Below are 11,355 nucleotides of genomic sequence, written 5' to 3' on the forward strand. Positions count from 1 at the left end.
CTTCATCTGCGTGGTCAGGCGGCTGTCGGCGGTGGGAAATTTTTCGAACGCAAAACGCGGGATCTTGGTGACCACGTAGTCGATCGAAGGCTCGAACGATGCCGGTGTGGCGCCGCCCGTGATTTCGTTGCGCAGTTCGTCCAACGTGTAACCCACGGCCAGTTTGGCCGCGACCTTGGCGATCGGGAAACCAGTGGCTTTGGAGGCCAATGCCGACGAGCGCGACACGCGCGGATTCATCTCGATCACCACCATGCGCCCGTCTTTGGGGTTGATGGAGAACTGCACATTGGAGCCACCGGTGTCCACGCCGATTTCGCGCAAGACGGCCAGCGAAGCGTTGCGCAAGATCTGGTATTCCTTGTCGGTCAGCGTCTGGGCCGGCGCCACGGTGATCGAGTCGCCGGTGTGCACACCCATGGGGTCCAGGTTTTCGATCGAGCAGACGATGATGCAGTTGTCCGCCTTGTCGCGCACCACTTCCATCTCGTACTCTTTCCAGCCGAGCAGCGATTCTTCGATCAGCAACTCGTTGGTGGGCGAAGCTTCCAGGCCGCGCTTGCAAATGGTCTCGAACTCTTCCGGGTTGTAGGCGATGCCGCCGCCGGTGCCACCCAGGGTGAAGCTGGGGCGAATGACACAAGGGAAGCCCAGCGTCTTTTGCACACTCCATGCCTCTTCCATGCTGTGGGCGATGCCCGAGCGCGCAGAGCCCAGACCGATCTTGGTCATGGCGTCTTTGAACTTTAGACGGTCTTCGGCCTTGTCGATCGCTTCGGGCGTGGCGCCGATCAGCTCGACCTTGTGTTTTTCCAGCACGCCGTGGTGCCACAGATCGAGCGCACAGTTCAGCGCGGTCTGTCCGCCCATGGTCGGCAGGATCGCGAAGCCGCCTGCACACAGCGGGCGCTCCTTGGCGATGATTTTTTCCACCGTCTGCCAGGTGATGGGCTCGATGTAGGTGACGTCGGCCGTGGCCGGGTCGGTCATGATGGTGGCGGGGTTGCTGTTGATCAGCACCACGCGGTAGCCCTCTTCGCGCAAGGCCTTGCAGGCTTGCACGCCGGAGTAATCGAACTCACAGGCCTGGCCGATGATGATGGGGCCGGCGCCAATGATGAGGACGGTTTGGATATCGGTTCTTTTGGGCATTTCTATCGCACGCAGTTGGCGCAGGCGCTCAGGCCTGTCGCTGGTTTTCCAGTTTGTCGAGCAGCGCTTGCACGCGCTCGGGCGGCACGCTCTTCTGCATCAGTTGCAGCAGGCCGTCGCCTTCGACCAGGGGTCGCAGCACCTCGATCTCGGCGTCGTAAAACGACGCGCTCCAGGCAGCCAGCTCTTCGCTGAACGTCGCATCGTCCCAGCTTTTTCCTTTGGCGAGCAGGGTCACCAAAGGCATGGCCTTGTTCTCCAGAAACGCTTTCCGGTAAGGCTTTTGCGCCCAGCGCTGGGCAAACCACTCCTTGTGCGGAGAAGGCAGGCTCAGCATGCGTTTGGCGATGGCCTTTTCGACCGCAAAAACCGGAAAGCTGAACAATTTCATGCGGTCTGCCCTGCGGGGACGCGCGCAGGTACCGGCTCTGAACCGGTCTGCATCAGCTCGATGAAACGGTTGAACAAATAACCGATGTCGTGCGGGCCGGGTGATGCCTCGGGATGGCCCTGGAAGCAGAACGCGGGCTTGTCGGTGCGGGCCAGGCCTTGCAAGGTGCCGTCGAACAAGCTGACGTGGGTGGCCCGCAGGTTTGGGGGCAGTGTTTTTTCGTCGACCGCAAAGCCGTGGTTCTGGCTGGTGATGGACACCCGACCCGAATCCAGCTCTTTCACCGGATGGTTGGCGCCGTGGTGGCCGAACTTCATCTTGAAGGTCTTGGCACCGCTGGCCAAGGCCATGATCTGGTGTCCCAGGCAGATGCCAAAGGTCGGCACACCGCTGTCGATGATCTCGCGGGCCGATTGGATGGCGTAGTCGCAAGGCTGCGGGTCGCCCGGCCCGTTGGAGAGGAACACACCGTTGGGCTTGAGCTTGAACACGTCGGCGGCCGGCGTCTGGGCCGGCACCACCGTGACCTTGCAACCGCGCGCGCCGAGCATGCGCAAGATGTTCTTCTTGACACCGAAGTCGTAGGCCACCACGTGGAATTTGGGCGCGATCTGCTCGCCGTAACCAAAGCCCAGTTGCCATTCGGTCTGCGTCCACTCGTAGGGGCTGTCCACCGACACCACCCGTGCCAAGTCCTGACCCGCCATGTTGGGCGCGGCCTGGGCCGCAGCAATGGCGCGTGCCCGGTGCTCGTCGGTGATGGCCTCACCAGCGGCCAGCGCCAGAATGCAGCCGTTTTGCGCCCCGTGGGTGCGCAGGCGGCGCGTGAGCGCGCGCGTGTCGAGGTCGGATATGGCCACCGTGCCTGCGGCCTGCAGGTATTGCGCCAGCGATTGTTCGCTGCGGAAGTTGGACGCCAGCAACGGCAAGTCCTTGATGATCAAACCGGCGGCCTGGATGCGGGACGATTCCACATCTTCCTGGTTCACACCGGTGTTGCCGATGTGCGGATAGGTCAGCGTGACGATTTGCTGGCAATAGCTCGGATCGGTGAGGATCTCCTGGTAACCGGTCAGCGAGGTGTTGAACACAACCTCGCCGGTCGTTTGACCGGTTGCTCCGATGGAAATGCCTGTCAGGATGGTGCCGTCTGCCAGCGCGAGGATGGCTTTGGGATGGACGGGTAACACAGGATTCTCCAGTTGTGGGCGTGCCGCGATCCCGCCTCTGATCTCAAGCGCCGGGGGCCTGCTAAGACAACGGGAGTGGGATGGCAAAAAGCCTGGCTGCGGGCACGCAATAATTTGCGGGTAAACCTGCAAATTATAAGCCGTTTGCCGCTGATCTCAGAGGCAAACGGCCTGGTTTGCGCGCGTGACGGCCCACACGCAGCGCCGTGGCGGCCTGCGCCGCTGTGTTCAGGGTTTGGGCGCCCCGGCATGCAGGCAGATCGCCGCCGCCGCCGCCACGTTGAGCGACTCTTCGCCGCCTGGCTGGGCAATGCGCACCGACACGCTGGCGCGCGCCTGCAAGGCCTCGGACACGCCCTGCCCTTCATGGCCCAGCACCCAGGCACACGGCCAGGGCAGCCGGGCCTGGTGCAGCCAGTCGCCCTGGTGCGAGCTGGTCACGATCAGCGGCACGCTCCATGCGGCCAGATCGTCCGGCGTCAAACCTTCGACCAGATGCAGGCCAAAGTGCGCCCCCATGCCCGCACGCACCACCTTGGGTGCCCACAGGGCCGCCGTGCCTTTGAGCGCCAACACCTGCCGGTAGCCCATGGCGGCGGCGCTGCGCAAAATGGACCCCACATTGCCCACATCCTGCAGCCGATCCAACACCACGCTCGGCAAACCGTCTTGCAACACGGCTTGCACGGGCAGATCCCAGACGAATCCCACACCCGCAGGCGACTCCAGCGCGCTGATGCCCGCCATGAGCGCGTCGGGAATCAATACCTGGTGCTCTGACGCGCCGCGCAACTCGGGCGGCGCACTCGCCCAGCCCGATGCGGTGAAGACCGTGGTGGCGGGCTTGCGGCCAGTGGCCAGCAAGGCGCGGCACAAATGATCGCCTTCCAGCCAGACCTGCCCGGCCTTGCGGTAAGCCGTGCTGTCCTGCGCCAACAGGCGCAACCGCTTCAACAAGGGGTTGTCGCGCGAAGTGATGGACTGCGGTGCGCTCATCTGACCACCACCGGCTTGCGCAGCGCTCCCGAGTCGACGCAGGCACCCGCATGCTGAGCCGCAGCATCGGCGCTGGCCGCCGCCAGCACCCGCGCCACCGGCGCAAAACTGCGGCGGTGCTCGGCCAGCGCGCCATGGGTTTGCAAGGCTTGCAAATGCATGGCCGTGCCATAGCCCTTGTGGCGGTCAAACCCGTATTCGGGATGCAGGGCATGCAGTTCGTCGAGCAGGCGGTCGCGCGTGACCTTGGCCAGAATCGAAGCCGCCGAGATCGCGGGCACCAGCGCGTCACCCGACACAATGGCCTCGGCCCGCACGTCCAGCACCGGCAAGCGGTTGCCATCGACCAGCACTTTGGTGGGTTTGAGCCGCAAACCCATGACCGCGCGGCGCATGGCCAGCATCGTGGCCTGCAGGATGTTGAGCTGGTCGATCTCCTCTACCGTGGCCTGCGCCACGCTGCAGCACAGCGCCTTGGCCCGGATTTCGTCGTACAAGCGCTCCCGGCGCGCGGCGCTCAGTTGCTTGGAGTCGGCCAGACCTTTGATCGGTGCGCGGTCGTCCAGGATCACGGCGGCCGCCACCACCGGCCCGGCCAACGGGCCGCGACCGGCCTCGTCCACGCCAGCGATCAGGCCGGGCGTGTCCCACACCAGGGTCGCTTGCTCAGCGCTCAAGAATTTTTTCGATCGCATCGGTGGCCAGCATGGCGGTTGGGCGGCGCAGTGTCTGGTGAAGAGTCGTGAATCTTTGCTGCACGGTCGCCATTCTCTCAGGCGAGTCCAGCCAATCGAGCACCGACCGGGCCAGGGCTTCGGGGCTGGCGGCCTGTTGCAGCAACTCCGGCACCACGAAGTCCTGGCACAGGATATTGGGCAAACCGACCCAGGGTTGCAGCTGTTTGCGCCGCATGATCTGCCAGGATATCCAGTTCATGTTGTAGGCGATGACCATGGGGCGCTTGAACAAGGCCGCCTCCAGGGTTGCCGTACCGCTGGCGATCAGGGTCGCGTCGCAAGCGGCCAGCGCCTGGTGCGACTGCCCGTCCAGCACCAGCACCTTGGGCGCACAGCCGCTTGCAGCCACCAGCGCATCGATACGCGCACGCAAGGCAGGCACGGCGGGCAAGACGAAGCGCAGACCCGGTCGTTCGGTTTGCATGCGTTGTGCTGCTTGCATGAACAAAGGCCCCAGGTAGGCCAGTTCCGATGCGCGACTGCCAGGCAGCAGGGCCACCACCGTGTCTTCGTCCGACAAGCCCAACGCCCGGCGCGCAGCCTGCCGGTCGGGCTCCATGGGGATCACTTCGGCCAAGGGGTGGCCCACGTAGGTCGCGGCAATGCCGTGGCGCGCCAGCAGCTCGGGTTCAAACGGGAACAGGCACAAGACGTGGTCCACGCTGCGACGGATCTGATCCACCCGCTCGGGCCGCCAAGCCCAGATCGAGGGGCAGACAAAATGCACGGTGGGCACGCCCTGCGCCTTCAAGTCGGCTTCCAGCTCCAGATTGAAATCCGGTGCGTCCACGCCAATGAACAGGTCTGGACGCGGCGACTGCAACAGGCGCTCACGCAGTTGTTTTCGAATCCCCACGATTTCGCGGTAGTGGCGCAGCACCTCGATGTAGCCGCGCACCGCCAGCTTGTCGCTGGACCACCAGGCGTCAAAACCATGCTCGCGCATGCGCGCGCCACCAATGCCTTGCGTTTGCAGATCGGGCCAGCGCTGGCGCAATCCACCCAGCAGCAAACCAGCCAGCAAATCGCCAGACGCTTCGCCCGCCACCATGGCCAAGCGCTTGGAGCCACTCATATCGGGCTATCGAACAATACCGCGCTGAGGCTGCACCTGCCGCAGGAAATCCAACATCAAAGCCACGTCGGGTTGTGCATCCGGCACGTCGGCGCTGATCGCCTGGATCTGCTGCATCGCCGCGTCCAGCGTCAGATCGCTGCGGTACAAGGCCTTGTGCATGGCCTTCACCGCCGACACCCGCGCGGCGCTGAAGCCCCGGCGGCGCAAGCCCTCGAAGTTCATGGAGCGCGCCTGCGCCGGCTGTCCTTGGCACATCACGAACGGTGGCAGGTCGGCGAACAGCAGCGCACACATGGCCGTCATCGCATGCGCACCAATGCGCACAAACTGGTGCACCACGGTAAAGCCGCCCAGAATCACCCAGTCACCCACCTCGACATGACCCGCCAACTGCGAATTGTTGGCAAAGATGGTGTGGTTGCCCACCTGGCAGTCGTGTGCCAGATGCACATAGGCCATGATCCAGTTGTCGTCGCCGACACGGGTCACCGCCCGCCCAGTTGGCGAGCCGATGTTGAAGGTGCAGAACTCGCGGATCGTATTGCGGTCGCCAATCACCAACTCACAAGGCTCGCCGGCGTACTTTTTGTCTTGCGGCACCGCACCGAGCGAGCTGAACTGGAAAATCCGGTTCTCGGCGCCAATGGTGGTGTGGCCTTCAATCACGCAGTGTGGGCCGATGGTGGTGTCCGCCCCCACGCGCACATGGGGGCCAATCACGGTATAGGGCCCCACTTTGACCGAGCTGTCGAGCTCGGCGGCGGGGTCAACCAACGCGGTGGGGTGGATATGGACCAATGATCGCTCCACCGGTTTCAAGCGATGGTGCGCATGGTGCACATCAATTCGGCCTCACACACGGTGTCGGCACCGACCCTGGTAATGCCTTTGAACTTGAAGATGCCCGACTTCATGCGTTCCAGCGTGACGTCCATGATCAACTGATCACCCGGTTCCACAGGCCGCTTGAAGCGCGCCCCGTCGATACCGGCGAAGTAATACACCGTCTTGTCGTCCGGCGTCACACCCACGGTGTCAAACGCCAGCAAGGCCGCAGCCTGTGCCATGGCTTCCAGCATCAGCACGCCGGGCATCACCGGGCGGTGCGGAAAATGGCCGCCAAAAAAGGGCTCGTTGATGGTGACGTTCTTCAGCGCCTTGATGCTCTTGCCTTTTTCCAGCTCCAGCACCCGATCCACCAACAGAAAGGGGTAGCGGTGCGGCAGCTTGTTCAGAATTTCGTGGATGTCCATCATGGCTAGGGTGATTTCTTCATGGCTTGCTCGATGGCGCGCTCAACGGCCTTCAGGCGTTCGCGCAGCCGGTTGAGCTGTTTCAGTGAGGCGGCGTTCTTTTCCCAAGCCGCATTGTCGTCGATGGGGAACATGCCGGTGTAATGTCCGGGCGCACGGATGGAACGCGTCACCACCGAGGCGGCAGAAATATGCACGCCGTCGGCCAAGCTCAGATGGCCCAGCACCACGGCACCGCCGCCGATGGTGCAGTTCGCGCCGATCACGGCACTGCCCGCCACACCCACGCAGCCTGCCATGGCGGTGTTTTCGCCCACCTGCACGTTGTGCCCGATCTGGATCAGGTTGTCGAGTTTGACGCCGTTGGCGATCACGGTATCGTCCAAGGCGCCACGGTCGATACAGGTGTTGGCGCCAATCTCCACATCGTCGCCGATGCGCACCGAGCCCAACTGTTCGATCTTGACCCAGCGACCCTGGTCGTTGGCAAAGCCGAATCCGTCGGCACCGATCACCACCCCGGAATGCAGCACGCACCGGGCGCCCAGGGTGCAACCGCGTTGCACCGTGACCCGGGCATGCAGGTGGGTGTCGGCTCCGATCTGCGCGCCCGCCTCCAGGCTCACATGCGAGCCGATGTGGCACCGCTCGCCGATCCGCACCTCGGGGCCAATCACGGCGAAAGCGCCAATGTGCGCCCCTTCGCCGATCTGTGCACTGGGGTGCACGCTCGCCAACGCATGGATGCCGGGTTCGACCGCCGCCTCGTGCTCGCGCCGCCACCATTGGGTCAGGTGCGCGAAATAGAGATAAGGATCGTCGGTGACCAAACAGGCCCCGCGCACGCGGGCGGCTTCCAGCAAGGCTGGCGGCACGATCAGACAGCCGGCTTGGGTGGAGCCGATCTGGCTGGCGTATCGGGCCTGGGCCACAAACGCCAAGTCATTGGGACCGGCGGTCGCCAGCGGCGCGAGACGCTCGATCAGCGCATCGGCCGGTCCGACCAGAGAACCGCCGAGGGCTTTGGCAATCGCACCCAGCGTTCTGGACACTCCGGATTCCCGCCTACTTTGCGTTGTTCAAGGTGCTCAACACCTTGTCGGTGATGTCGTGCTTGGGGTTGATGTACACCGCCTCCTGGATCACGAGGTCGTACTTTTCGGCCTCGGCCACCTGTTTGATCACGCGGTTCGCACGCTCCAGCACCTGCTGCAGCTCTTCGTTCTTGCGCAGATTCAGGTCTTCCTGGAACTCGCGCTGTTTGCGTTGAAACTCGCGGTCTTGCTCCACCAGCTGGCGCTGGCGGGACACCCGCTGGCTTTCGGGTAGCGTGGGCGCCTCACGTTCGAATTTCTCCGACGCGGACTTCAACTGTGTGCCAAGGCCTTGCACTTCTTTTTCGCGGCGCGAAAATTCTTGCTCCAGTTTGGTCTGCGCGGCTTTGGCCATATTGGCTTCGCGGAAAACGCGTTCGGTGTTCACGAACCCGATGCGAAAGTCCTGCGCAAACGCCGTCACGGCCAGCAGGCCCACGGTGGCGGCCACGGCAAAGTGGCGAAGATAAAAGCGAGGAAAGTTCTTCATTAAAACGAGGTTCCGATCTGAAACTGGAATTTCTGGATTCTATCGCCTGCAAACTTGCGCACAGGGTTGGCGTAGGCGATCCGCAAAGGGCCAATGGGTGAGATCCAGCTGAGACCCACGCCCACCGAAGCCCGCATCTCGGAGAAGTCGATTTTGCTCTGTTCGCCATAGACATTGCCCACATCCACGAAACCAAACAGCCGCAGGCTGCGGTCGTTGCCAGCCCCCGGGAATGGCGCGATGAATTCGGCATTGAAACCCAGCTTTTTCGCGCCCCCAATGAAGGCGCTGGTGATGTCGCGCGGACCCAGGGTGCCTTGCTCGAAGCCCCTGACAGACCCCAAGCCACCGCCATAGAAGTTCTTGAAGATCGGGAACGGCTTGCCACCCAACCCCTTGCCCCAGCCCACTTCACCGTTGAAGGCCAGCGTGAACTTCTTGTTCAGGGGAATGTACTGCTGGATCTGGTAGTTGGCTTTGACGTAGCGGGTATCGCCCGCAATGCCCAGTTCGGCGTTCACGCGCTGCAACTGCCCCTCGTTGGGAACCAGCGCGCTGTCGCGGCTGTCGCGTGCCCAACCCAGCGTCAACGGCACCGAGGTGCTGGTGAAGCCGAATTCGTTGGCGTATTTCAGATAGGCGGCCGGGATGTTGGTACCGGGTTCGATGCGCGTTTGTTCAGCGCCCACGCCGAAATACACCGTATCGGTCTCGGTGAACGGCACGCCGAAACGCACACCGACGCCCGGCGTGACCAAACGGTAGTCGCCGCCTTGTTCGGTATAGGGCCGGGTCGTCTTGTAATAGGCGTCAAAGCTGCGCGAAATACCGTCGGTGGTGTAGTACGGGTCGGTGGTGCTCAACACCACTTGGCGGTTGTACTTACTGGTGTTGATATCAAATCCCAGGTAATTCCCGGTACCGAACACGTTTTCCTGCTTGATCCCCACCAGAAAAGACAGCTGGTCGGCCTGGGAGTAGCCGGCACCGAAGGACAGGTTGCCGGTCGGCTTTTCCGTCACCGAAACGCTCAGGTCCACCTGGTCGGGTGCACCCGGCACGGCCTGGGTGTCGATGCCGACCTGGGTGAAAAATCCCAAACGATCAACCCGGTCGCGCGAGAGCTTGATGCGGTCGCTGTCGTACCAGGCCGACTCGAACTGCCGGAACTCGCGGCGAATGACTTCGTCTCGGGTGCGGTTGTTGCCCTCGACGTTGATGCGGCGGACATAGACGCGGCGAGCGGGCTGCGCGCGGATCACATACGCCACCCGGTTGTTGACCCGATCGATCGCGGGCACCGCGTCGACCTGTGCAAAGGCATAACCGAAGGCGCCGAAATAATCGGTGAAGGCCTTCACGGTCTTGCTCATGTCTTCGGCGTTATAGGCTTCACCTACCCGAAGCGCCACCAAGGATTTGAACTCTTCCTCTTTACCCAGGTACTCACCCTCCAGCTCCACAGAAGACACCACGTAGCGCTTGCCCTCCGTGATGTTGATGGTGACGGTGATTTCGTTTTTGTCCGGCGATATCGCGACCTGCGTCGAATCGATGCGGAATTCCAGATAGCCACGGCTCAGGTAGTACGAGCGCAGCGCCTCCTGGTCGGCGTTGAGTTTGGGCCGCGAGTACTGGTCGGACTTGGTGTACCAGCTCAGCCAGCCACCCGTGTCCAGATCGAACAAGTCGCGCAGCGTCGATTCGGACACCGCCTGGTTGCCCACGATGCGGATGTCCTTGATTTTGGCGACAGCGCCTTCGTTGACACTGAAGTTGAGGTTGACGCGGTTGCGCTCGCCAGGTGTCACCGTGGTCACCACATTGGCCGCGTACATGCTGCGGGCAATGTATTGCCGCTTGAGCTCTTGCTCGGCCCGGTCGGCCAGCGCCTTGTCGAACGGGCGGCCTTCGGTCAAGCCCACGTCGCGCAACGAACGTTTGAGCACATCGGCGTCAAATTCCTTGATGCCGGAAAAGCTCACATCGGCAACCGTCGGACGCTCTTCGACAATGACCACCAGCACGCTGCCGTTGATCTGCAAGCGCACGTCGGTGAAGAGGCCCAGGCCGAACAACGAGCGAATCGCGGTCGAACCTTTGTCGTCGTTGTAGAGATCGCCGATGCGAAACGGCAGGGAGGCGAACACCGTGCCCGGCTCCACCCGCTGCAGGCCTTCGACCCGGATATCGCGCAAAGTGAAGGGCTCAACCGCCCAAGCGGGCAAGGCGGTCAGCAAGGCGGCGGCGACCGCAGACAGGGTCAGGCCACGCAGACCAAAGGAATTTTTTTTCATGAGAAGGAAGCGTTCAACCCAGCAAACGGGCAACATCATTGAACAAGGCCACGGACATCAGTGCCATCAAAACCACGACACCCCCGCGCTGCAGGCGCTGCATCCAGACGTCAGACACGCTGCGACCAGTCAGACCTTCCCAAAGATAATACATCAGGTGCCCACCGTCCAAGACTGGCAGCGGCAGCAGGTTGAGCACCCCCAGGCTGACGCTGATGAGCGCCAGAAACAGCATGTAAGAGGTGAGCCCCAAGCTGGCCGACTTGCCCGCGTAGTCGGCAATGGTGAGCGGGCCGCTCAAATTGCGCACCGACGCTTCCCCGATCAGCATCTTGCCCATCATCTTGAGCGTGATCCACGAAACCTCCCAAGTCCGCACCAGCCCCAGGCTCAGCCCGTCCAGCGGCCCATGCCGCACCAGCACCATGGCAGGCGGCGCGCCGATGTAGGCGCCGATGCGGCCGATCCAGCCCTCGCCCATGCGTTCCGCAGCGGGCACCACCTCCAGGGTCATGACCCGGCCCCCGCGCTCGATGTCCCAGCTCTGCGACACGACCTGACCAGCAGGACCAACACCGGCGCGGATCATGGAACGCAGCGCCTGCCCATCCACCACCGCATGGCCGTCGATGCGACGCACCTGGTCGCCGGCCTGCAAACGGGCGGCGGCGGCGGCA

At 63.0% G+C, this 11,355-nt stretch carries 12 protein-coding genes; all 12 read right to left on the minus strand.

What is annotated here, in order from left to right; genetic code table 11:
* Positions 1 to 1,152: carbamoyl-phosphate synthase large subunit (carB, locus tag ABYB95_RS08885; protein ID WP_372658102.1), on the minus strand; the 1,152-nt coding region annotated here is incomplete at its 3' end.
* A gap of 28 nt (positions 1,153 to 1,180) precedes the next feature.
* Positions 1,181 to 1,543: a hypothetical protein gene (locus ABYB95_RS08890; RefSeq protein WP_372658103.1), complete on the minus strand. Its 363-nt coding sequence runs from the start codon at positions 1,541 to 1,543 to the stop codon at positions 1,181 to 1,183.
* Entirely contained in the window at positions 1,540 to 2,733 is a 1,194-nt protein-coding gene (gene carA, locus ABYB95_RS08895; RefSeq protein WP_372658104.1) for a glutamine-hydrolyzing carbamoyl-phosphate synthase small subunit, read from the minus strand. The genes ABYB95_RS08890 and carA overlap by 4 nt, the downstream gene beginning before the upstream one ends.
* Before the next feature lie 228 nt (positions 2,734 to 2,961).
* Positions 2,962 to 3,729, minus strand: a complete 768-nt coding sequence (locus ABYB95_RS08900; protein WP_372658105.1) for a TrmH family RNA methyltransferase — start codon at positions 3,727 to 3,729, stop codon at positions 2,962 to 2,964.
* The gene (gene rnhB / locus ABYB95_RS08905; RefSeq protein ID WP_372658106.1) at positions 3,726 to 4,424 is read right to left on the minus strand and encodes a ribonuclease HII; all 699 of its coding nucleotides are present in this window, start codon (positions 4,422 to 4,424) and stop codon (positions 3,726 to 3,728) included. Before rnhB ends, ABYB95_RS08900 begins: the two co-directional genes overlap by 4 nt.
* The gene (gene lpxB, locus ABYB95_RS08910; protein WP_372658107.1) at positions 4,396 to 5,541 is read right to left on the minus strand and encodes a lipid-A-disaccharide synthase; all 1,146 of its coding nucleotides are present in this window, start codon (positions 5,539 to 5,541) and stop codon (positions 4,396 to 4,398) included. The genes rnhB and lpxB overlap by 29 nt, the downstream gene beginning before the upstream one ends.
* Positions 5,542 to 5,547: 6 nt before the next feature.
* Entirely contained in the window at positions 5,548 to 6,342 is a 795-nt protein-coding gene (gene lpxA, locus ABYB95_RS08915; protein ID WP_372658108.1) for an acyl-ACP--UDP-N-acetylglucosamine O-acyltransferase, read from the minus strand.
* 17 nt (positions 6,343 to 6,359) lie between these two features.
* Entirely contained in the window at positions 6,360 to 6,800 is a 441-nt protein-coding gene (fabZ, locus tag ABYB95_RS08920; protein ID WP_372658109.1) for a 3-hydroxyacyl-ACP dehydratase FabZ, read from the minus strand.
* 2 nt (positions 6,801 to 6,802) lie between these two features.
* Positions 6,803 to 7,849: a UDP-3-O-(3-hydroxymyristoyl)glucosamine N-acyltransferase gene (lpxD, locus tag ABYB95_RS08925; protein WP_372658110.1), complete on the minus strand. Its 1,047-nt coding sequence runs from the start codon at positions 7,847 to 7,849 to the stop codon at positions 6,803 to 6,805.
* A gap of 13 nt (positions 7,850 to 7,862) precedes the next feature.
* Complete coding sequence (locus ABYB95_RS08930; RefSeq protein WP_372658111.1) at positions 7,863 to 8,381, minus strand: OmpH family outer membrane protein; 519 nt, start codon at positions 8,379 to 8,381, stop codon at positions 7,863 to 7,865.
* Positions 8,381 to 10,678, minus strand: a complete 2,298-nt coding sequence (bamA, locus tag ABYB95_RS08935; protein ID WP_372658112.1) for an outer membrane protein assembly factor BamA — start codon at positions 10,676 to 10,678, stop codon at positions 8,381 to 8,383. Before bamA ends, ABYB95_RS08930 begins: the two co-directional genes overlap by 1 nt.
* Positions 10,679 to 10,691: 13 nt before the next feature.
* Positions 10,692 to 11,355, minus strand: a 664-nt coding sequence (gene rseP, locus ABYB95_RS08940; RefSeq protein ID WP_372658113.1) for an RIP metalloprotease RseP, incomplete at its 5' end; no start/stop codon positions are given.

Source organism: Hydrogenophaga sp. (assembly GCF_041633695.1).
GTDB lineage: Bacteria > Pseudomonadota > Gammaproteobacteria > Burkholderiales > Burkholderiaceae_C > Hydrogenophaga.